Source organism: Dolichospermum sp. FACHB-1250 (assembly GCF_014696335.1).
In the GTDB taxonomy this organism is placed as follows: Bacteria; Cyanobacteriota; Cyanobacteriia; order Cyanobacteriales; family Nostocaceae; genus Dolichospermum; species Dolichospermum planctonicum.
This window is the reverse complement of sequence record NZ_JACJPZ010000008.1, coordinates 63,690-84,634: the sequence shown is the minus strand read 5'-3', so window position 1 is coordinate 84,634 and position 20,945 is coordinate 63,690. Positions and strand designations below refer to the sequence as shown.

The window sequence follows — 20,945 nt, the reverse complement described above, 5'->3', positions numbered from 1 at the left end:
AAACGTTCCATGGAACATATCTACACTTAAATTCATACTTGCTTTGAGAAACGCCAGATTTTTGTTATTTAATTTGTGAAAATCTCAAGGTTAAAATTCCCAATTGATCTAAAAAAAAGAGGATTTTACTTAACAGCAAAACCCAGGTTAAATATTATATATAATATCTAACCTGGGTTGTTTCAAAACCTAGTAATCAGACTAACGAGCTTTAGCGTTAGACTTTACTTCAGGTGTTTTTACTTCTTGAAGTAACTGCATTATCAATTGATCAAGCTTTTGCGCTACCTGTTCCTCTTGGTGTAAGTTTTGCTCTAACAATTCGACAACTTGATTTTGTCCCATTTGTTCCGCAACTTTAATCAAACGACGATAACAAGAAATTTCCATTTGTTCAATCTTGCTATGCCATTCTGCCAGTCCTAAGTCTACAATTTTGGGATTATCGGCTGCTAAAAGTGTAAATTTCTGACATTCACTAATTAAACCAGACGCAACATCACAGGTAATTCGTTGTGGTTTTTCTCCTAAAATATTTAACACCTGTTCTAAGTTTTTAATGTGCTGTTCAGTTTCTTGAATATGTGGCTCAATTACCGTCTTCAACTTATTATTTTGACAACATTGCCACATCATTTGCTGGGCTTCTAAGAAGCGATTTTCAGCATCAAACATGGTGTTTATCTCATAGATAAACTTCTGTTGCAAATTGGTGATTTTATTTGTAATTGGACGCTCGCTAAGTTGAACCATGATTATTCTCCTGATGAGATGAAACTAAACTGCATTTACCAGCCGTTTGATTAACTCTACTTCTACTTTCATTTATTCTCTTCTAACTAAAGACACAGTATAGGTCTGAAATATAATTTGGTTATTTAAATTATTTAAACTATCAGATCAAACTTGGGGAATAGGTCTATAATTTGTGTGATTAATTTGATCATTATTAATCAAGTTTTGCAAATATTTCCATATTTTAAAATACAAAGTAGAGTGCAAAAAGTAAGTGTAATCACTAAAATCACCAAAATCACCAAAATCACGGTTTAAACTTCCCCAATTGCGTTAAAGTAAAGATAAATTAAGAAAATGCTGTCAAAAAAATGGCTACTCTAAGTTTAGAATTAATTTCGACTCAGTTAGAAAGTCCCAATTTGCGCGATCGCATGATAGCTCTCGCTAGTTTACGTCATGTATCCGCTGATGATGCTGTACCTTTGATTAAAAAGGTTTTAGATGATGATTCCCTGCAAATGCGTTCCATGGCCATTTTTGCTCTAGGTATCAAAAAAACACCAGAGTGTTATTCTATTCTGGTGAAAATCCTGGAAACAGATCCAGATTATGGTATCCGTGCTGATGCGGCTGGAGCTTTAGGATATCTTGAAGATAACAGAGCCGTGGAGGTCTTATCACGAGCATTTTATGAAGATACAGATTGGTTAGTTAGGTTTAGTGCGGCTGTAGCTTTAGGTAATATTAAAGACCCCCGCGCCCATGATATTCTCATCCAGGCTCTAAATAGTACAGAAATAGTCATTCAACAAGCTGCTATTTCTGCTTTGGGAGAAATCCGAGATGTAGATTCTGTAACACATATTCTCCGTTTTGCTCAATCAGAAGATTGGTTAGTGCGTCAACGTCTCGCTGAAGCTTTAGGAAATTTACCCACACCTCAAAGTGTCTCAGCTTTAAAATATCTAGCAAAAGATAGTCATCACAACGTTGCTGAAGCGGCCAGGATTTCTCTGCAACAACTTGAGAAAACCAACAACCTGAGTTGAAATTAAAGTCTCTTCCTAGTTTTTAATAATAAAAGAGATTGTTAAAATTATGATGCGGGGTAACTTTATTTATGAACGTTGAAGAATTTTTTGAATTAAGTGCTGGAAAATGGTTTTCTCACCGCACTAGTCACCATTTAGCGTTTAAACAGTCAGAAGACGGTAAATCAGACATCCTCATTGAGATGTTAGCCGCTGATCATCCTGAAGTGATTAAACTGTGTCAACAGTATGAAATTGAGCCGCATACAGCCTCCTGTGGAGCCCGTGTCACCTGGAATGGGACAATGGAATGGGACGAGGAAAAACACGAGGGTTCGACGGTTTTAGCCACGGTTCCCAATGCAGATAACCCAAATGAAGGTAAATTACTGCGAGAAATGGGTTATGCGGAAAAAGCCCCCGTTGCTGGTAGCTATAAAATCGGTGATGATGGTGCTTTGACGCTGATTACTGAGTATGAAACTATGTGGTCTGAAGAGAGACTATGGTTTGCTAGTCCTAATTTGCGGATGCGAGTAAGTGTATTAAAGCGTTTTGGTGGTTTCAGTATGGCTTCCTTTACTTCTGAAATCCGTATGGGTAGTACAGATGCTTCTAAAAAGGCTACAGAAGCCGCTAATTCGCTAAAATCCTAAACTACAATATTGAGGCTGGTAATTGGTAATTGGTAATTGGTAATTGGTAATTGGTAATTGGTAATTGGTAATTGGTAATTGGTAATTGCCTTTTGCCTTTTGCTTTTTACCTTTTGATACTTTAAGTTTAATTTTTGTTAAATCTGCAATAAATTAGCCAAGAATTGGGGTAATGGTAACACAATCAACAACAATAAAACCATTGACATTAATCCCATAAAATCCCGTTTATTATCTAATTCAGTAACATCATTTAAAGCAGGTTCATCAGTTAAGGGAATGAATAATAAAATAATTGCCCACAATAAAAATTCCTCTCTAAGGAGCGAAAGTATTAGTAATGATAATCTGGCAACTTGGCCAATAATAACAGCAGTACGTTGTCCAAACATGGCATGAACAATGTGACCTCCATCTAATTGTCCGACCGGCATTAAATTTAAAGCCGTGACAATTAATCCTAAAAAACCTGCTACTGCAACTGGATGTAAATCAATAGCTGATTTTACAGTTAACTCACTTCCTAAAGCTAATTTGGAGAGTAAAGCTAATAAAATCGAATATTTAGGATTAAGTGCATTGGGGTTTAACATTCCGGTTTTTTCCGGTAAATCTACTATTTCTGAATTAGCTAAACCCCAGATTAATAAAGGTATAGTTACAATAAATCCTGCCAAAGGTCCAGCAATACTCACATCAAATAAAGCCTTACGGTGAGGTATGGGACTTCGCATTGTGATAAAAGCACCGAATGTTCCCAAGAAAAAAGGTACAGGAATAAAATAAGGTAATGTAGCGCGAATTTTATAGAATCTCGCTGTTAAATAATGTCCTAATTCATGAGTAGCTAAAATAGTCATTAAACCTAAAGCATAAGGTAAACCCTGAAAAAATAATGTGAAATCAGATTCTATTTGTGTGACTTGAAAACCCGCAATTTTCAAACCGACAAAAGTAGTACTAACTAAGGTTGCTATTAACAATACCAATGCTAACCCCGGTTGAGTAATATTTTCTGAATCTCGTTGGTTATTTTGTTTAGCTGCTTGAGAATTAGGAACTAAAACAAAGAAGGGTTTACCATTCATTCCTTCTTGAAATATAACTAAAAAGCGATCGCCAAATTCCTTTTCAATATTAGCCTTAATTTGTGCGTAAGCTGCACTAGCCATAGTTCGCAACTGTCCTCGACAAATAATTGCTTGGGGACGATATTCGATTTTTTGGATAAAATATACAGACCAGGGAAAACAAGTTCGCAATTGCGCTTCTTCTGCTAAGTCAATAGGACGAACTGGTGGTTTTTCTATTGTAGAATTAGGATAATTATTAGGATAATTATTAAGATAATTATTATTTGCTTGTTCTTGATTTTCTTGAGATTGATTTTCTCGATTTATAGGTAATTGTCTCCCTGAATTAAACAATACCCAGTACAACAATAAACAAATCACTGAGACCGAAATAATTAGGGCTGAGGGAGGTGCTTGTTTGACACCATATATCAGAGTCCAAGCAGTAGATATAAATGCTGGTGTCATTAAAACCAGCCACAATAACCACACAGGGGTTCTTGTAGCCCGTGCGACACTGTGTTGCATTAATAGATAAGTTAACAACCCCAGAACGAGGAAAAACCAGAATGTCATATTATGTTCACTATGTTTGATAGAATACCTTACCTGTAATTTCTATTAAAGATTCTGATGCTTAATTCCAGAACAAAAAGCTTATTTATTCCCCTTAACCGTCACCAATCTTACTGATAGATTCACTCTCAATGTCACAACACAAATAATTTAAACACTGGACTATTCTCCAGGGTCTTCTTATTTATACTATCGTAAATTTGACAGTATTTTATTTTTTGGATTATTTTTTGGATTATTTTTTGGAGAGGATTTATTTGCTAACCAATAAGACAAACCTTTATCAGCAAGCACTTCTAAAACTTTTCATTTTTTTATGCGAGACTGTACAGAATCATCAAATCCATTAATTCACATTAATTCATTAGTATTTATTTGTGTTCATCTGCGTTCATCTGCGTTCAATTATTCTTGAAGACTTATTTGATCGAGTTTCATCATAATTTAGTATGACGTGAATTAACAGATGAGGACTAAAGTCTGATCAGTATTCAGAACCTTAGTCCTCTCTTGCAGAAGCTACCCGAATAAAATATCGCCTCTCATCCCAACCATAAACAAAAAAGGATAATAAGGATAATAAGGATAATTTTGCGTCACATTTGGGTAAGTTTTGGAAAAATATCAATTACTTAAAAGTGCCATAGCTGCTTGATATTGAGCGTCTTTCACTGTACCAATTTGTTCGCGGTTGATAGGTTCTTGGGGAATAATTTGATCAGGCTTAATTCCCAATTTGTTAATATCTCGATGGTTAGGAGTTTCATATTTAGCAATTGTCACCGCTAAACCAGAACCGTCGGATAATTCAAACAGAGATTGAATTAAACCCTTACCAAAAGTCCTTTCCCCGACCAATTGAGCGCGATGATTGTCTTGTAATGCACCAGCTAAAATTTCGCTGGCGCTGGCCGTTCCCTGATTGACTAGAATGACTAAAGGATCTTCTGTCAAGGCCGGACCCCAGGCTTCATAACTTCCTTGAATGCCTTGGCGGTTGGCAGTATAAACGATTGTACCAGAATCCAACCATAAACGAGCGACTTCAATTCCAGCCTGTAAAAGTCCACCGGGATTATTTCTTAAATCAAGAATATAGGCGGAGGCGCCTTTTTCTTCTAAAATAGAAATAGCCTGTGCCAACTCCCTAACAGCATTAGCACTAAATTGACTTAAACGGACATAGCCAATCTTGCTTCCTGTAGGGGAAAATCGTAAATCAAATATAACAGGATTAAGAGCAATGCGATCGCGTACCAATACAACTTCCTGATCCCTTTCTCCTTCTCTACCAATTAAAAGCGTGATAACGCTTCCCAATGGTCCACGCATTCGCGCTGCCGCTTCATCAAGAGAGAGATTCTCTGTAGATAAACCTTCAATTTTCAAAATGCGATCGCGCGGTCTTAAACCTGCTTTATCGGCTGGAGAATTTTCAATAGGTGTAATAACTTCCAAAATACCAGTTTGGGGATTGAGAGCGATTTGTAATCCCACACCTGTAAGCTCTCCAGAAGTGCTAACCTTTAAACTGCGATACTTTTCAGGTTCAAGAAAACGGGTAAAAGGATCATCCAGACTTTGGAGCATATCCTGAATTGTGGCATAAGCGGCTTCATGGTTGAAAAAATGATTTTTTAGTGCTTTTTGTCGGACATCAAGCCAGCTTTGATGATTAAAAGTGCCATCTAAATAAGAGCGGTTAACAATTCGCCATACTTCATAAACTAACTTCTGTTCTGGAGTCAAAGCCGAAGCCGGGGGAATATAGCCACCAAACACCAAAGCAAAAAGCAATAATAGTAAACATCCTAGCCGCCAAACCCGTTTGTGAATGAATCCTAATTTCAGTTCCATGTCAGACTCAAATTCCCTAAAACTTTCTGTAATGCTCACTTGTTGATGAAATCTATCTCTCGACTATGTTACTTTTTTTATAGAAGAAGTGCATTATTCTCATAAAGTTGCTAGTCCAACTGAATGAGATGTCCATTCTTCCTGAACTAACGATAAAATCTTTTTTGGGGTCAACATTGTCATTGTCAGCCCATAAAGACGAGAGACAGGAAGAAACACTCAAACATAGGGTGAGTTACACCCTTGACGCTCGTGGACAAGTAGAAGCCAATTCTCTTGAGTAAAACGAGAAGCGAACCCTCTAACTCAGGTTAGTTGAATAGTCGCTCATGACTAAGCTTCGCATAACAAAACTTATCAACCGCAATCTATTTTTTAGGAACTTAGGATTGTATGGCCAACGTTTATGACTGGTTTGAGGAACGCTTGGATCTCCAAGAGATTGCTGATGATATTACCACCAAATACGTTCCTCCCCACGTTAACATTTTTTACTGTTTAGGTGGAATTACCTTAGTTTGTTTCCTGATCCAGTTTGCGACTGGATTTGCGATGACATTCTACTACAAACCTACAGTTACCGAAGCTTTTTCCTCTGTAGAGTACATCATGAATGAAGTCAACTTCGGTTGGTTAATTCGCTCCATTCACCGCTGGTCAGCCAGTATGATGGTATTGATGATGATTCTCCACACATTCCGCGTTTATTTAACCGGTGGCTTCAAAAAGCCCCGGGAATTGACCTGGGTAAGTGGTGTCATTCTTGCAGTTATCACCGTTTCCTTCGGTGTAACAGGCTACTCTTTACCTTGGGATCAAGTTGGTTACTGGGCTGTAAAAATTGTTAGCGGTGTACCAGAAGCAATTCCCGTAGTCGGCGTTTTTATCTCCGATTTATTACGTGGTGGTTCTAGTGTTGGTCAAGCTACACTCACCCGCTACTATAGCGCCCACACCTTCATTCTTCCTTGGCTAATTGCTGTCTTCATGTTGTTCCACTTCTTGATGATTCGCAAACAAGGTATTTCAGGACCATTGTAATCACTTTGTCATCAAAGTTATTAGCCAACAGCTATAACTTGTGTTTCCAGATCATCGGAGTTTGTTTTAAACTAAAAGAAAACAACTTGATATCGGAAATCACAAGCTAGTTCTATAGCTAATAGCTTTCGCTAATGCTTTAACTTCACTTCAGCCGGAGAGCGCATTTAAAAATGTCAACGCAAAAAAAACCGGATCTGAGCGATCCTAAATTGAGAGCCAAACTTGCCCAAGGCATGGGTCATAATTATTATGGTGAACCCGCTTGGCCTAATGATCTGCTGTATATATTTCCTGTCGTCATTATGGGTTCTTTTGCCTGTATTGTCTCTTTAGCTGTTTTAGATCCAGCTATGACGGGTGAACCAGCTAATCCTTTTGCTACTCCTTTGGAAATTTTACCAGAGTGGTACTTATATCCTGTATTCCAAATTTTACGCTCATTACCTAGTAAACTATTAGGTGTATTAGCAATGGCTTCTGTACCCTTGGGACTAATTCTTGTTCCTTTCTTGGAAAATGTGAACAAGTTCCAAAACCCCTTCCGTCGTCCTGTAGCAACAACTGTATTTCTGTTTGGTACTCTTGTGACTCTGTGGCTAGGTATTGGCGCTGCACTCCCATTAGATAAATCCTTAACTTTAGGATTGTTCTAAGGTAGTTACAGTCAAACATAAACCTGATCACGTCTGTGGTTTTCAAGGGTGTATAAAAGACAATATCTGAAAAACAAATAACACTAGGTCTTTGATGACCTATTGTTATTGATATTGATATTTCAAAATATATGCTCTTGAAGACCAACAGGCGTTAACTAATATAGAATTGGAGCGGGGGAATCTTGAGATTAGTGATCACGAGGGAGTCAAAACCAAAATATCCCCAATCTCAAATCACCCGCCAATTTTCCCCAGTCTAAAGTATTATCCACTTATTTTTTATTCAAATTAGGGTCAATGCTTGGCATAGTGCAGCAGGACCATCGGACTGTGAGGAGCGATCTTAAACTCCTAAACGAAGTGCAACAATGGTTTGAAGAATTTTGTCACCAATATTTACCGAAATATGGCTGGTCAGACAGTCAAATTTATCGTCTTAACCTAGCTTTAGCAGAAGGTTTTACCAACGCTGTTCGTCATGCTCATCATTCTTTACCACCGGAAACAGCTATAGAAATTCAAGTCAGTCTATGGATTAATAGACTGGAAATGAGAATTTGGGATTATGGAAAACCATTTAATCCTGATGTGATCACTGAACCAGTACCGGGTACTCTACAAGTAGGTGGGTATGGATGGTTTTTACTCCGACGTTTGGCTGATAAAGTCGTCTATGAGCGTGATAAAGATACAAGAAATTGTTTGTTAATTGTCAAATATTGTTTGGATGAATCACACTAATATGGTCTGATCGGAATTAAAAAGTTAAAATGAACGGGTACACTAAGTATTTAGTTTATGAATAAATCCTATTTTTGCCATTTTCCATCAGCAAAAAATAAACTCGCTATCCTAGAGTCAGCAGCACAAATTTGAGACATGAGCTTTAAAAACTTGCAATTCAACTTTGAAAAAATCCGCCCCTGGCTGACCCTGTTAGCAATTACCTGGTTATTAGCATCATTGGGTTTGGGCTGGTTAGTTAATTCTTTAGTAATTATTTTTGGCTTATTGTTATTTTTACCCGTAGCAGCATTTTTCGGATTTCGCTGGTGGTTACAAAAGAATCTAGTTAGTGGTCAGTGTCCTGTATGTGGACATGAATTAACAGGTTTAAATAATAGTCAAACACAGTGTACTAACTGTGGAGAGCGATTATCAGTTAAAAACAGTCAATTTCAACGTTTTACACCAGAAGGGACAATTGATGTGACAGCGGTGGAAGTCCAAGCCCAATCATTGGAAGATTAGTCAGTGGTCAGTGGTCTGGTGGCATCTAAAACGGTGAATTAATTAGACTGGTTCATTGATCCAGCCTTTTGAGAAAATGTGGCTGCTGTAGTTCAGAAAGCCAAAGAATTAAAGCATCTTCATTGTTGTCCTTGTAATAACCCCGTCGTCGTCCCGCAGTTTTGAACCCAAACTTTTGATACATGGAAATAGCGACGTGGTTAGAATCACGAACTTCGAGGGTGGCTCGCTCTAAACCAAGATCAGCAGCAGTCCGCAGTAGAGAATATAATATAGCTTTTCCCAGCCCTTGACCATGATACAGGGGATGAACCGCCAAAATTGTAATGTGTGCTTCCTCTAAAATTGACCAAAAACAGCCCATTCCCAAGAGTTCAGAGTCATTAAAAGGTGAAAATAAACCCAGAAAATGACTGTTAGGACTTTCTAATTCGCGCAGGTAGCCTTCCATAGTCCACAAACCTTGGAAACAGGCTTGATCCAGTTCTAGTAACGCAGTTAAATTGTCTCTAGTCAAAGGTTGAATTTTTAAGTCTGATGAAATCACGATTTTTGAGGATTAAGGAAGTTTAATTACCAATTATCAATGATCAATTACCTATTAACCATTGCCAAGGAGAGGGTAAACTGGGAAGGAGAACTTATGCTCATTCTCTGAATTTTCACAAACACGATTTTAATTAATTATGGTATTGACTTACCCCGTCGAGGTTCAACTTTCTGGCCGTCAATATTTACAGCCAATAAGTAGCAATGGTGCTGACATTTCCCCTAACCAACAACTTTTACCCTTGACAGCCAGAGTTAATCATGATGATAACCTGGAAATCGGTGGCTGTGACGTAACAACCCTAGTGGAGCAATATGGTTCACCTTTATATATTTTAGATGAGGAAACTCTGCGGACGGCTTGTAGACAATATCGGAATACCTTTAAAGAATACTATAAAGGAGAATCTCAGGTACTTTATGCTTCTAAGGCCTGGAATTGTTTAGCGGTTTGTGCCATTGTGGCCTCAGAAGGGTTAGGAATTGATGTAGTATCCGGTGGGGAACTTTATACTGCGCTGAATGCGGGTATGAATCCCGATAAAATATACTTACATGGCAATAATAAGTCTGATGATGAGTTAGTTTTAGCAATTGAGTCTGGTTGTACTATTGTTGCAGATAACTGGCATGAATTATATAGGTTGGTGAAGATAGGAGGGGAGCAAACAGAAAATTCTACCGCCGCGCCGATTCGGATTATGCTACGCTTGACTCCGGGGATAGAATGCCATACTCACGAATATATTCGTACCGGACACTTAGATAGTAAATTTGGTTTTGATCCCAGTGATTTACAGGAAGTGTTTGCTTTTGTGAGTAAACAAGCTAGTTTAAACTGTGTTGGTTTACACGCTCATATTGGTTCACAAATCTTTGAACGTCAACCACATAGAGATTTAGCGGCTGTGATGGTGCAGTGGTTAAGGGATGCAGCTAAACACGGCTTGACAATTACAGAATTAAATGTTGGTGGTGGTTTAGGGATTAAATATATAGAATCTGATGATCCACCAAGCATTGAAGAATGGTCAAAAGCGATTTGTGAGGTAGTGCAAACGGCTTGTATATCGGAAAATCTGCCTTTGCCAAAATTACTCTGTGAACCTGGGCGATCGCTTATTGCCACGGCTTGTGTTACTGCTTATACTGTTGGGTCTAGTAAGATTATTCCCGAAATTCGCACTTATGTAGCGATTGATGGCGGAATGTCAGATAATCCTCGTCCTATCACCTATCAATCAGTTTATCGGGCGGTAGTTGCCAATAAAATGTCTGTTCCCTGCACCGAAACAGTCACATTAGCGGGTAAACATTGCGAATCAGGGGATATTCTGATTAAAAATGCCCAACTGCCAAAAACTGAAGCAAATGATATTCTGGTCGTTATGGGAACAGGTGCATACAATTACAGTATGGCATCTAATTACAATCGTCTTCCCCGACCGGCAGCGGTGGTGGTGGCCAATGGCGAAGCAAATTTAATTTTGCAGCGCGAAACTTATCAAGACTTGATTCGACAAGATTGCCTACCAGAACGACTGAAATAGCCCGTAGTCAGTGGTCAGTGGTCAGTGGTTTAAAAATCACAACTGATAACTGACTACGGACAAATGACAAATGACTATAAGAATCCAGATGTCATGAGAGATTGGTGGAAGCAATGGCTGATAAACCTGGGAGATTGGTCACAGTCCTTGCTCCTTGGGACTCTGGATATGATGTTAGTGCTGGCACTAACATACATGATCCTAGTGATTATTAGTGAACGGCGCACGTTATGGATGGTACGAGGATTTATAATTTTAATGCTCTGTTCGGCACTGAGTAGTAAATTAGGATTACCCCTGCTAAATTTTGTCCTAGAAAAATTGGTGATTGGCTGTGCTGTGGCTATGGCTGTAGCGCTACAATCAGAGTTTCGCCGTTTTTTAGAACAATTGGGACGTGGTGAATTTTGGCAGTGTTTTGTGAATAACACCAGTGCAATTCCTAAGTCAGATAGTGTAATTGATGAAATTGTGGATGCGGTTAAAGAATTGTCGAAAAATCGAATTGGCGCCTTACTAATTTTAGAAACTACAGGACCTATTGAAGAACAAGATTTTTCTGTTCCGGGAGTAAAGCTAAATGCTGAGGTTTCTAAAGAACTGATCCAAACTATTTTCCAACCCAAAACCCTGCTACACGATGGAGCGACGTTAATTCGTGGTTCACGTATTGTATCATCAGGAATAATTTTACCACTTTCAGGACGCACCGCCTCGCGCCAGTTGGGAACACGCCACCGGGCAGCAATGGGAATTACCGAAAGAGTTGAAAACTGTATTTGTGTCGTTGTATCTGAAGAAACGGGTTCTATTTCCTTAGCGGAAAGAGGAACTCTATATAGACCACTAACTATTAAAAAGCTCAAAGAGTCTTTAGAGGCTCGATTTTCCCCAACTGTAGATCGGGAAGCTCATGCACCTGGTATTTTAAGTTTAGTTCGTCAGCTTGGTGGTCAGTCACTACAATTAATTTCTCGATTAGTTAGATTACCTTGTCTGATCTATGAGGGGCTACACCAACGACACGCTACGCGTAGTTCACTTCCCGGCAGGGATACGACCGCTTCTGAAGATAAAAAATGATAACACAACAAACTGAATTGCAATATTTACCCCCTGATTTAAAACAAGAATTACTACCCCGGCACGTTGCGGTAATTATGGATGGTAATGGACGATGGGCAAAACGCCAAGGTTTACCCCGAATTGTCGGTCATAAAGCTGGTGTCAATGCTCTTAAGGATTTGCTGCACTGTTGTAAGGATTGGGGGATTAAAGCACTAACGGCCTATGCTTTTTCGACGGAGAACTGGAAAAGACCACAGGAAGAGGTGGAATTTTTAATGACTCTATTCCAGCGGGTTTTACGTCAAGAATTGCGGGAAATGGTAGAGGAAAATGTGCAAATTCAGTTTGTGGGTGATTTATCGGCTTTACCAAAGGCACTTCAGATGGAAATTTCCCGTTCTATGGCAGAAACTAAGGATAATCGTAGTATTCTGTTGACAATAGCTACTAATTATGGCGGTAGACAGGAAATTTTACAAGCTTGTGTGGCGATCGCTCAAAAGGTGAAAGAAGGTTTATTAAAGCCTGAAGAAATTTCTGAAGAAGTATTTGAAAGTCACTTATATACAGCAGGAATAGGAGATCCAGATTTATTAATTCGTACCAGTGGGGAAATGCGACTGTCAAATTTCTTACTTTGGCAAATGGCTTATGGAGAAATTTATATTAGTGATGCTCTCTGGCCGGATTTTAACCGCAGTGAGTTTCATCGGGCTTTATCTGCTTACCAACAGCGGGAGCGACGGTTTGGGAAAGTCTGACAATTTTGGATTGTAAATTGGTGATTTTAGATTGACAATAAATCCTCAAATCCCGAAATCCCAAAATCCTCAAATCCTCAAATCCCGAAATCCCAAAATCCCGAAATCCCGAAATCCCGAAATCCCAAAATCCTAAAATCTAAAATCTAAAATCTAAAATCTAAAATCTAAAATTAGATTACGGACCAGAAAAAACCGCTGCTTCGATATCTTCCCGACTCAGAGAATACTTAAAGGAACGTTGAATATCTTGATTATTTTCTCCAGATTGGAGATACCGGACTGTAATTTGTTCAGTGTCTAACCAAATTTCCGCTTCCCAACTAGATCGTTGTATATGCCAACAATGTAGCTGAGTTTCATCTTGATGACAACCTTGGTTTTTTAACCACTGTTCAATTTGTGGTAAAGGATGACTATATAAGGGTGTATTGGAGGGAAGCATAAGCAATTTAAAATTATGGAAAAATTATTGTTTAGTCGAGGAGCGGGAGGTGGTTGTTCAGAGGATTACTTCTCCACGAAGAACAGCAATAGCGATCGCTAATAGCATACAACCAACAATGGTCAATCCCAAAATAAATAATACAAATATTTCCCCAGAAGACAGGGGACGATCTGTGGCATCTAAATAACCTGATTTTGACCAATCATAGCCACGAGACACAGGACGGTTTAAATCAGTTGGGGTTTGAATGACACCAAAACGCGAATAGCCAATTTTTAAATCATAGCTTAAGCGTCGTTCGGGATTACTGAGGGTAGCGTAGGCCTCATTAATTTGCTGAAATTTAGTAGTAGCAAGATTAGCAGGTAATTCCGTCGTATCAGGGTGATAAATTTTGCTTAATTCTCTATAAGCGCGACGAATATCAATTACTGATGCTGAGGGATGTAGCCCTAGCAGGGAGTAATAAGTAGTATTGCTAAAAAAGTGGGACTTCCCCATTTTGGTTTACGGTTTTTTGAGTCAGTTTGCTCAAATTCAGTTTTTTATATTCTAAATCTTTTGTCAATTGAGGAAGACAGAGGAAGAAAGAATAATATATAACAAAACTAGTATTTGTTATGTATCATCTAAATTATCTAACCTCTTGTACTTCTCCCAAGCGGGTAAAACGGATTTCAATTCGTCGTCGGGTAACATCATCTTGACGCGCTATTGCTGCAAATTGTCCATTTGGTAATATTAATTGTGCCGCAGAATAGGCCCGAAACGATAATCCAGATAGTCTATTTTCTTTTGTTTGGATATCACGCAGCGCCTTGACAACCGATAAAGCCCGCATTAATCCTAAATCAGCATTAGAACCTGCTCGTAAGTTTCCTACCGGTATATTACCACTAACTACATTTTCTAAATTGACATCCAAATTACTAGTTATTTGAGCATTAGCTTGTCCGTCTGTGTGTCCGATTATTTCTACTACATTAATCCCATATTCTTTAGTTCTAGCTTCTATTTCTGGTACTATTTGCTTCAAGATATAATTCGACATTTGTTGAGAAATTTCAGCGCTACCAGAAGCAAATCTATAAGCACCTTCATCTTTTATAACTATGATTGGTGGTGTATCTATATTATTAATTTCTGATATGATAATGGTTAAAAACAAAAATAAAACCAATATCATAAACGCATTAGACATTAAATCAGTAAATGCTGTCCAAACGTTTAGGTCTTCATTATATTCTGTGTAGCGTGAACGACGAGCCATAATTGCAATGTTTTTTTTGTAAATTTGTTAGTCAACTTAAACAGTAGGGTGTGTTAGCGCCAGCGTAACGCACCTCATGTATCAGTATTTGTCTAATCAAGTTTTTGTTGATATTCCTCAAGATTCCTGATTAATAGTTCCAAACCTTTAATATTAGCCTCAAAACCCTTCTTGTTGATATTAGTTTGTCTGTCAATTCCTTCAATAATGGTATTACTGACATTTTGATATTCAGAAATTAGTTGATAATTATTATTCTCTAATAATTTCATCAGTTTTTGATTATTAGCATCTATTTGATTAGATGCTATACTAATAGTATTATTTACATCATTTGTATATGTTTTCACAGTTTTTAACAACTGCTCAATAGTTGTGATTAATTTATCAAAACTATTAACTTTATCGCTCACTCTTTGATCTAAATCATCCAGTTTACTAACCGCTTTTTCATAACTATTAGCTCCTTGCTGAAGTCCGGGAATAATTTCAGTTAAAAGATTTTGGTTATTTTGATGTAAATCTAATACCTGAATTGAAGTTTGGTTCATAGCTTTTATCTCTTCAGCTAAACTAATTAAACTCTGACTAGAATTTTCAGTTTCCGTTGTAACTTTGCTAATTAATTCCGTTGTATAAGTTTTCACATTTTCTAATAACTGAGTCATAGCTGTGATTAATTGATCAAAATTATTGAACTTATCTCCCACTCTTTGATCTAAATCATCCAGTTTATTAACTGCTTTTTCGTAACTATTAGCTCCTGCATGAAGTTGGGGGATAATTTCACTAAGAAGATTTTGGTTATTTTGATGTAAATCTAATACCTCAATTGAAGTTTGGTTCATAGATTTTATTTCTTCTCCTAAATTAATTAAACTCTGACTAGAATTTTCTATTTCAATTAAGGCATTTATAATCAATTCCGTTGTTGCTGCTAAACTTGTAGCTGACTCAGAAAATTTTTGTTGTGTATTACTCAAATCTACAACAGCTAATGATAATTTGAGAGGAAACTCACTTTTATTAAAAGTTTCAGCAGACTGTTTAAATATTTGAGATGTTGTATTTAATTCTGTCATGGAATGTTTAAATTCATTAGCAGCACTAGATATAGTTCCAGCAGCAGCATCAAATTTTTCATAAACTTGTGTAGCTAACTCCATAGTTTTTTGATTCCCGTCAGCAATTTGTTTTGCGACTTTTCCCATAGATTGTTCTACAGCTTCGCGGACTATTTTACCAAAATTTGTTAAAAATTCATCCTGCTGGGATACCATTCTATTAACTATTTTATCAAGACGGGTATCACCCTGTACCTCAGGAAAATATACATTATCTAGATAATCTTCTAAAGAACTAATTAAGCGATATTTAGCAAGTCCACTATTAAATATAAAGTTGGCTACTGTTACCAAAGCACTGAAAAATAGTCCTGTTAAACTCGTAGTAAACGCAATACTCATTCCCTCCAATGGTTTTTGTAATTCAGAGACTAAATTATTAATATCACTAGGATTAGTTTGATTAATTGTTTGACTGAGAGTAGATAAATTAATAGTGATACCTAAAAAAGTTCCCAGTAACCCAAAAGCTAAGAGTAAATTTGGCAAAATGCGACATAAATAATCTATTTGTTCACAGGTAAATCTAAATCCCTTAATTGTTTCCTGACTATAAATCTGGTCTATTAATGCTGCTGTATTTACCTGTTCTAATTGTTTACTAGCTTCTTCAAATCTAGCTTCTAATGTTTGGATAATTTTCGGTTGTCCTTCCGCTGATCCTGTTTTGATTAATCTTTGAACTTTGTTCGTCAAATCTATTAAATAGCGGTAAAGATATCTGCGAAGAATAATAGTAACCACAGATGGAATAACAACCAGAAAAACAGTGATGACAATTAAGTAAAGTGGTATTGGTGGCATAAAAATGACCCTTGGTAGTTGTAGAAAGATTGTTAAAACTGGTATAATAATCCAGACTTCTAATATTAATTTATCACTGATTGAACTCATCAAAAAAGAAGTCCGGGATCTGGCTTATTTAGCTGAATACTTACATATAAATCTTATTCTCGTCTCACAATTTTTGTAATTTTGCTAATGCTGAGTTTTTGTTCTATTCTCTTCCAAAAACGATTTATGACTCCCTCTCTGACTTTAGGCTGCTTATTGTCTGGTGAGGTATATACAGTTTGAATATAGGGAAAATTGGGAGCATTTTCGGGAATTTTTTTCAGCTTCTCAGGAAATTGGCGCAGTTTGGGTAAATATTCATTTTCCCATAAGTTTGGATTATTTTCCATTTCTAAAATTGTATTATCTAAAATTTGCTCCAAGGTATCAGTCATGTTGTGGTTATTGGCTAAATCTTCCAAAGCTTCCATCCAATTTGTACTCAAAATAGCAGTATAATAAATATCTTGGAAAGAGTCATAATATTGAAACTCTAACTTTTGAGTATTATGATTTTCTGCTAATAATTCCATCGCTAGACAAGGATAAAAAATATCTTCTATTTTTTCAATTGTTTTAGCATCAGGTGGAATAATATCAGGAAAGGGTATGTGAGAATCATTATGCAAAAAGGATGTACCAGAATTTTGTTCTCGCAAATATGGGTTTCTCATTTTTTCTAAAGTAATAATTAATCTCAAGGGAAACCCAGCATACTCATTCACAATTAGGATTTCATCATCTGCTTGTATTGCTTTTAAAACATTTGTGGTAACTCCTAAATCCTGTATTAATAACTCTTTAAAATCTCTCACTTCTGATTCATCTGTATCTTTATATCCTATTAATTTGCTACTCTTAGCATCTTCGTCTCGGAAATAAGGATCATTCAAATTCAAACGCAAAAGTGGTTGAGCTTCCTGTATAATTTGCGCTAAACGAGTTGAACGCGCACCTAATGAGTATTTTTGCATGAAGCGTTTAATTACGGAATTGACGATATTTCTACCACGAAAAGCAAATAAACTATCAACTTTCAAGTCAATTTCTTGTTTTAGTTGAGAGTGGGTAGTCCGTTCCATATTTAGGAAAAATGCTAAAGATTCTCCTTTACCTGTTGTTTCAGTGAGTGTTGAACTTGCTAATACTAATTGGGGACGACTATCATTTTCTGGTATCATTATTTGATAGCAAAGTTCTATATCTTCAGTATCAAAAATTGCCTCTCCACTCATTTCATCAAAATTTAACTGTTTTAATTCTCTTTCCTCTTTTTCATAAGCACTTTGTAAATCTTCTACCAAACTACTGAAAGCTGCGACTTGTTTTTCTTTTTCTTGAACTTGCTTTTGTAATTGACTGACAATTTTCAAAGTTTCTTGCAACACGGTTAAGTCAAAATTATGTCTGAAAATTTTGCAAACTTCTTGTATAAATTTTTTACATTCGTCTTGAAACTGTATGTTTTTGAAATTAAGAAAGGGAATAGCTAGTTTATTTTGTAATTCTTCAATTGTTTGTTCTGCATTATCCCATTTTTTTTCTACATCTTCTAATCGCTTCATTCCTCCAAAATCAGTAATTGATTCTTGTAAATCTCGTTGATATTTATGTAATTCATGTCGCAGAGAATCTAACCAATTGTGTGTATTTTTAATAGAGAAATTAGGATCTACTGGTGTGAGTAATTGCATCACATAATCATCAATATTCCCATTAAGTTCTTTGGTAATCTTGGGAGTAGTTTGCATTAATTTTGTCAACCAATAACCGCGACTGCTTTCTGTTTCTCCTGGTTGCACTGTGCGAAATTGTTTATAAAATTCTGTTGCTAATTGCTGACGGATATTAGTGCGGTCATCTTTGTTTTTACATTCATCAATTAACCGGGATAATTTATTTTGCCAAGTTTTGAGACTATTACTAAAGGTCTTATTAGATTCTTCTACAGACTCCGCTAATTTATTAGTTAAACCATCTCGTTTGCCTAAGTCATTATGCCAATTATATTGAATCAAAAATTGCTCAAGTAAGTTAATAGGATCTGGACTTTGACCCTTGCCATTTAACCAAAATTTGACCAAATTTGAACTAACTTTTGTTAAGGCAATCTGGATAATAGTATCACGAGGAAAATAAATGGCAGAAAGTCCAAATGTTAAGTATCTTTGGCTATTAGGACGTGGATGTATATCAGACTTAATCATTTGTTGAAGAAAATTATCTCGATTACCTTTAATGGCTGAAGATAATTCACCAGAAAATTCTAGACCAATTTTATGGGCAATTACATTACATAACTTACCTTGAGTAAGAATTTCATATTCACTCCCTGTTTTATGAGATAGCAAATAAGTATAATCAAAAGGTGGACGTTTTTCTCGAATTATTGATAAATTTTCAGTATCATAACAAGCAGTAAATTCCGTACCAGGGTTGCTATAATAATTTAATTCTTTTAATGCAGCATAAGTATTAGCACTCATGCTAGGAGTATTGCCATACAATTCTGGACTAATCACTAAATAACCCAAAATTTGAGCACCGTCTTCACCATAAAGACTTCTAAGACTATAAGCAACATCTAAAAACATCCCGCTTCCCGTGCCACCACAAAGAGAACCGACAACGAAAATACTTACTCCTGGCTCTATTTTTAAACCTGATTTCAACATTTTTGATTCATATCCTCTCGTCCGTCTCTCTGCGGTTTCAATGGCTGTTTTAATTGTTTGGTAGTTGTGGAAAAAAGCCAATCTTCCCACAGGTCTAATCCCTTTTGCCCCTTCTTCCACTGCTTTAATATTTCGCAATAGTTGGGGAGGAAACCAGATCCCAATATGGTCATAAGGTCCGTAATTACTATATTCCGAACGCCGTTCTAGTCCTTCTACAAACATGGTGACATCTCTTGATGACATGGTAGCACTGACTTTTTCAGATTGTTTAAAACTTAAGTCAACACCATGATAGGTACTCCCTGTTCTAATCCCTGTGACTTGGGTGGCTGCTTTATCTGTGTCAATGTGAACAAAACTGACAACTGGTAAATTATTTAAGTCTCCATAACGGTCAACAATTAACCGTCTAATTCGCATTAATACATCTCTACCAGTTCCCCCTAAACCGATGCAAATTGTGCGATTAATGCCTCTATATTGGGTTTCTTTTGCAGATGCTTGAGTCATAGTTTTTCCCCTGAATACTATTTTTCAATTTTAACATTTATTTGGTAATCACGCTGGCGTGAATCTGGACAATTTAGCGTAAATCTAGAATTAGTTATGAGAGTCTTTGATGTAATTTTTTTGTTGTTTAGTTGAATGTTTCCCTCTGGTGTTGGGACTACATATAGTTTTTCTCCTTGACGTTGTAAATGGCCTCTAATTTCTCCTCCTGGACAGTCAATGGAATCGTCACAGCTAGGATCATCTTCACCTATGGCGATTTTTTTCTTATTTGGTAGTATACATAATTTTTCTTCATCTTCTGTATTATCTTCAAAGGTGATTCGCAATTTCCATTTTTTTTGTAATCTGGCAAATTTGCATAGACTCCAAACACTAGCAGCTATTAATAATAATAAAATTAAACTGGGAAACCATAGCTGTTTGAGTAAATAAGGATTAACTAAACAGGTTTCTTGACCTCCGGGGGCTGGTGTACAAAATTCTTGAATTGTCGGGTTAATGTCTACTACAGATAGTTGATAATCTTTACTGGATTGTGTTACAATTGTGAGCGATCGCTGTTTTAAAGGTAAAGTCTCAATCCATTTTTGTCTTTCTTGGCTTTCCGGTGATGTTGCTATTCTCAAAGGACTATCAGCAGGGGTTTCTGTCCAAATCTGAGAATTAATTCCCGGTTGAGTAAACAAAGGTGCGTCAGTAATCCAAACAACGGACTGGGGTTTAATTAATTGATTTTTAGAAACTCGATTTTGATTAATTTGTGCGATACCTTGATAAATAGTTAATTCTGCTTTTTGAATATCTGTACCATAGCGGTTAGGGTCGGAACTAAAAGGTATTTTTGCTAATACTTTATCAATATTTTCTGTATTTTTCTGTCCAAAATATATAGGTGTTCCCAAGGGATTTTCTACAGATATGACATCATCAAAAACCAAATTTTGAGCGAAGGGAACAACATAAACAGAATCACCGGTTTTCAGACTGTCTGTAATTATTTGACGTAAACGAATCCGGCCTTGATCATTAAAACCGACACTTTCAGTGACATCAATAGCTAAAATAACATCACGTTTACCCCCAGTCAACAGGGATACCAACTGTAAGCCATTTTTCTGTATATCAGTCAGTGGTTGTCCGGGACTAATTTTTGTCAAAGTCACAAACCCTATAGCCTATTTAAATAGTGTATATGTCAATATTATTGCACAACTAGTCAAGAAGTTTAGTCAACTATATAAAAGGATGTTTTAAAAATTGTCAGTATT

Annotated in this window: 20 protein-coding genes; 10 read left to right on the top strand and 10 right to left on the bottom strand. The window is 36.7% G+C overall.

Annotated elements, in window-relative coordinates; all coding sequences use genetic code 11:
• Positions 1 to 201: 201 nt before the first annotated feature.
• Positions 202 to 753, bottom strand: coding sequence for a ferritin-like domain-containing protein (locus H6F39_RS04645; protein WP_137906953.1), 552 nt, complete (start codon positions 751 to 753; stop codon positions 202 to 204).
• A 353-nt stretch (positions 754 to 1,106) separates the two neighbouring features.
• On the opposite strand from H6F39_RS04645, the gene H6F39_RS04640 reads away from it, so the two are divergent.
• Together H6F39_RS04640 and H6F39_RS04635 are read left to right on the top strand one after the other, a co-directional pair.
• On the top strand, positions 1,107 to 1,787 hold the full coding sequence (locus H6F39_RS04640; protein ID WP_137906954.1) for a HEAT repeat domain-containing protein: 681 nt from the start codon (positions 1,107 to 1,109) through the stop codon (positions 1,785 to 1,787).
• Between the two features lie 71 nt (positions 1,788 to 1,858).
• Positions 1,859 to 2,425, top strand: coding sequence for a phycobiliprotein lyase (locus H6F39_RS04635; RefSeq protein ID WP_137906955.1), 567 nt, complete (start codon positions 1,859 to 1,861; stop codon positions 2,423 to 2,425).
• Between the two features lie 137 nt (positions 2,426 to 2,562).
• Here H6F39_RS04635 and H6F39_RS04630 read toward each other — a convergent pair whose 3' ends face one another.
• Together H6F39_RS04630 and ctpA are read right to left on the bottom strand one after the other, a co-directional pair.
• Positions 2,563 to 4,074 carry a site-2 protease family protein gene (locus H6F39_RS04630; protein WP_190371789.1) on the bottom strand — a complete coding sequence of 504 codons (1,512 nt, stop codon included), beginning with the start codon at positions 4,072 to 4,074 and terminating at the stop codon, positions 2,563 to 2,565.
• 624 nt (positions 4,075 to 4,698) lie between these two features.
• On the bottom strand, positions 4,699 to 5,931 hold the full coding sequence (gene ctpA / locus H6F39_RS04625; protein ID WP_137907033.1) for a carboxyl-terminal processing protease CtpA: 1,233 nt from the start codon (positions 5,929 to 5,931) through the stop codon (positions 4,699 to 4,701).
• Between the two features lie 128 nt (positions 5,932 to 6,059).
• Between ctpA and H6F39_RS04620 the strand changes: the two genes are divergently transcribed.
• The 5 genes from H6F39_RS04620 (at position 6,060) to H6F39_RS04600 (ending at position 8,882) form a co-directional block, all read left to right on the top strand.
• Positions 6,060 to 6,215 (top strand): hypothetical protein, encoded by a 156-nt coding sequence (locus H6F39_RS04620; RefSeq protein WP_162501171.1) that lies wholly within the window; start codon positions 6,060 to 6,062, stop codon positions 6,213 to 6,215.
• A 109-nt stretch (positions 6,216 to 6,324) separates the two neighbouring features.
• Positions 6,325 to 6,972: a cytochrome b6 gene (gene petB, locus H6F39_RS04615; protein ID WP_028083689.1), complete on the top strand. Its 648-nt coding sequence runs from the start codon at positions 6,325 to 6,327 to the stop codon at positions 6,970 to 6,972.
• Positions 6,973 to 7,145: 173 nt separating this feature from the next.
• Positions 7,146 to 7,628: a cytochrome b6-f complex subunit IV gene (petD, locus tag H6F39_RS04610; protein WP_028083690.1), complete on the top strand. Its 483-nt coding sequence runs from the start codon at positions 7,146 to 7,148 to the stop codon at positions 7,626 to 7,628.
• 300 nt (positions 7,629 to 7,928) lie between these two features.
• Complete coding sequence (locus H6F39_RS04605) at positions 7,929 to 8,372, top strand: anti-sigma regulatory factor (RefSeq protein WP_137906957.1); 444 nt, start codon at positions 7,929 to 7,931, stop codon at positions 8,370 to 8,372.
• Positions 8,373 to 8,510: 138 nt separating this feature from the next.
• The gene (locus tag H6F39_RS04600) at positions 8,511 to 8,882 is read left to right on the top strand and encodes a hypothetical protein (protein ID WP_137906958.1); all 372 of its coding nucleotides are present in this window, start codon (positions 8,511 to 8,513) and stop codon (positions 8,880 to 8,882) included.
• 52 nt (positions 8,883 to 8,934) lie between these two features.
• Here H6F39_RS04600 and rimI read toward each other — a convergent pair whose 3' ends face one another.
• Positions 8,935 to 9,429, bottom strand: a complete 495-nt coding sequence (rimI, locus tag H6F39_RS04595) for a ribosomal protein S18-alanine N-acetyltransferase (RefSeq protein ID WP_190396310.1) — start codon at positions 9,427 to 9,429, stop codon at positions 8,935 to 8,937.
• Positions 9,430 to 9,568: 139 nt separating this feature from the next.
• Here rimI and lysA point away from each other — a divergent pair, with 139 nt between their 5' ends.
• The 3 genes from lysA (at position 9,569) to H6F39_RS04580 (ending at position 12,810) form a co-directional block, all read left to right on the top strand.
• Positions 9,569 to 10,981 (top strand): diaminopimelate decarboxylase, encoded by a 1,413-nt coding sequence (gene lysA / locus H6F39_RS04590; RefSeq protein WP_137906960.1) that lies wholly within the window; start codon positions 9,569 to 9,571, stop codon positions 10,979 to 10,981.
• A 93-nt stretch (positions 10,982 to 11,074) separates the two neighbouring features.
• Positions 11,075 to 12,064: a diadenylate cyclase CdaA gene (gene cdaA, locus H6F39_RS04585; protein ID WP_168359988.1), complete on the top strand. Its 990-nt coding sequence runs from the start codon at positions 11,075 to 11,077 to the stop codon at positions 12,062 to 12,064.
• Complete coding sequence (locus tag H6F39_RS04580) at positions 12,061 to 12,810, top strand: isoprenyl transferase (RefSeq protein WP_137906961.1); 750 nt, start codon at positions 12,061 to 12,063, stop codon at positions 12,808 to 12,810. Before cdaA ends, H6F39_RS04580 begins: the two co-directional genes overlap by 4 nt.
• 178 nt (positions 12,811 to 12,988) lie before the next feature.
• Here the strand turns inward: H6F39_RS04580 and H6F39_RS04575 are convergent, their stop codons facing one another.
• The 6 genes from H6F39_RS04575 to H6F39_RS04550 form a co-directional block, all read right to left on the bottom strand.
• Positions 12,989 to 13,255: a DUF3143 domain-containing protein gene (locus tag H6F39_RS04575; RefSeq protein ID WP_137906962.1), complete on the bottom strand. Its 267-nt coding sequence runs from the start codon at positions 13,253 to 13,255 to the stop codon at positions 12,989 to 12,991.
• Between the two features lie 57 nt (positions 13,256 to 13,312).
• On the bottom strand, positions 13,313 to 13,759 hold the full coding sequence (locus H6F39_RS04570) for a J domain-containing protein (RefSeq protein WP_137906963.1): 447 nt from the start codon (positions 13,757 to 13,759) through the stop codon (positions 13,313 to 13,315).
• A 133-nt stretch (positions 13,760 to 13,892) separates the two neighbouring features.
• Complete coding sequence (locus H6F39_RS04565) at positions 13,893 to 14,528, bottom strand: flagellar motor protein (RefSeq protein WP_190371790.1); 636 nt, start codon at positions 14,526 to 14,528, stop codon at positions 13,893 to 13,895.
• Positions 14,529 to 14,620: 92 nt separating this feature from the next.
• Positions 14,621 to 16,456, bottom strand: coding sequence for a hypothetical protein (locus tag H6F39_RS04560; RefSeq protein WP_190396309.1), 1,836 nt, complete (start codon positions 16,454 to 16,456; stop codon positions 14,621 to 14,623).
• A 143-nt stretch (positions 16,457 to 16,599) separates the two neighbouring features.
• Positions 16,600 to 19,674, bottom strand: coding sequence for a tubulin-like doman-containing protein (locus H6F39_RS04555; protein WP_137906966.1), 3,075 nt, complete (start codon positions 19,672 to 19,674; stop codon positions 16,600 to 16,602).
• 17 nt (positions 19,675 to 19,691) lie between these two features.
• Positions 19,692 to 20,840: a VWA domain-containing protein gene (locus H6F39_RS04550; RefSeq protein WP_190371792.1), complete on the bottom strand. Its 1,149-nt coding sequence runs from the start codon at positions 20,838 to 20,840 to the stop codon at positions 19,692 to 19,694.
• Positions 20,841 to 20,945: the final 105 nt, after the last annotated feature.

Excerpts from the sequence above, each read along its gene's own strand:
- H6F39_RS04645 (WP_137906953.1), bottom strand. The coding sequence starts at position 753 with ATGGTTCAACTTAGCGAGCGTCCAATTACAAATAAAATCACCAATTTG.
- cdaA (WP_168359988.1), top strand. The coding sequence starts at position 11,075 with ATGAGAGATTGGTGGAAGCAATGGCTGATAAACCTGGGAGATTGGTCA.
- H6F39_RS04630 (WP_190371789.1), bottom strand. The coding sequence starts at position 4,074 with ATGACATTCTGGTTTTTCCTCGTTCTGGGGTTGTTAACTTATCTATTA.
- H6F39_RS04560 (WP_190396309.1), bottom strand. The coding sequence starts at position 16,456 with ATGCCACCAATACCACTTTACTTAATTGTCATCACTGTTTTTCTGGTT.
- H6F39_RS04600 (WP_137906958.1), top strand. The coding sequence starts at position 8,511 with ATGAGCTTTAAAAACTTGCAATTCAACTTTGAAAAAATCCGCCCCTGG.
- H6F39_RS04570 (WP_137906963.1), bottom strand. The coding sequence starts at position 13,759 with ATGGGGAAGTCCCACTTTTTTAGCAATACTACTTATTACTCCCTGCTA.
- H6F39_RS04575 (WP_137906962.1), bottom strand. The coding sequence starts at position 13,255 with ATGCTTCCCTCCAATACACCCTTATATAGTCATCCTTTACCACAAATT.
- ctpA (WP_137907033.1), bottom strand. The coding sequence starts at position 5,931 with ATGGAACTGAAATTAGGATTCATTCACAAACGGGTTTGGCGGCTAGGA.
- petD (WP_028083690.1), top strand. The coding sequence starts at position 7,146 with ATGTCAACGCAAAAAAAACCGGATCTGAGCGATCCTAAATTGAGAGCC.
- lysA (WP_137906960.1), top strand. The coding sequence starts at position 9,569 with ATGGTATTGACTTACCCCGTCGAGGTTCAACTTTCTGGCCGTCAATAT.
- H6F39_RS04555 (WP_137906966.1), bottom strand. The coding sequence starts at position 19,674 with ATGACTCAAGCATCTGCAAAAGAAACCCAATATAGAGGCATTAATCGC.
- H6F39_RS04605 (WP_137906957.1), top strand. The coding sequence starts at position 7,929 with ATGCTTGGCATAGTGCAGCAGGACCATCGGACTGTGAGGAGCGATCTT.
- H6F39_RS04635 (WP_137906955.1), top strand. The coding sequence starts at position 1,859 with ATGAACGTTGAAGAATTTTTTGAATTAAGTGCTGGAAAATGGTTTTCT.
- petB (WP_028083689.1), top strand. The coding sequence starts at position 6,325 with ATGGCCAACGTTTATGACTGGTTTGAGGAACGCTTGGATCTCCAAGAG.
- H6F39_RS04565 (WP_190371790.1), bottom strand. The coding sequence starts at position 14,528 with ATGGCTCGTCGTTCACGCTACACAGAATATAATGAAGACCTAAACGTT.
- H6F39_RS04640 (WP_137906954.1), top strand. The coding sequence starts at position 1,107 with ATGGCTACTCTAAGTTTAGAATTAATTTCGACTCAGTTAGAAAGTCCC.
- H6F39_RS04580 (WP_137906961.1), top strand. The coding sequence starts at position 12,061 with ATGATAACACAACAAACTGAATTGCAATATTTACCCCCTGATTTAAAA.
- H6F39_RS04620 (WP_162501171.1), top strand. The coding sequence starts at position 6,060 with ATGTCCATTCTTCCTGAACTAACGATAAAATCTTTTTTGGGGTCAACA.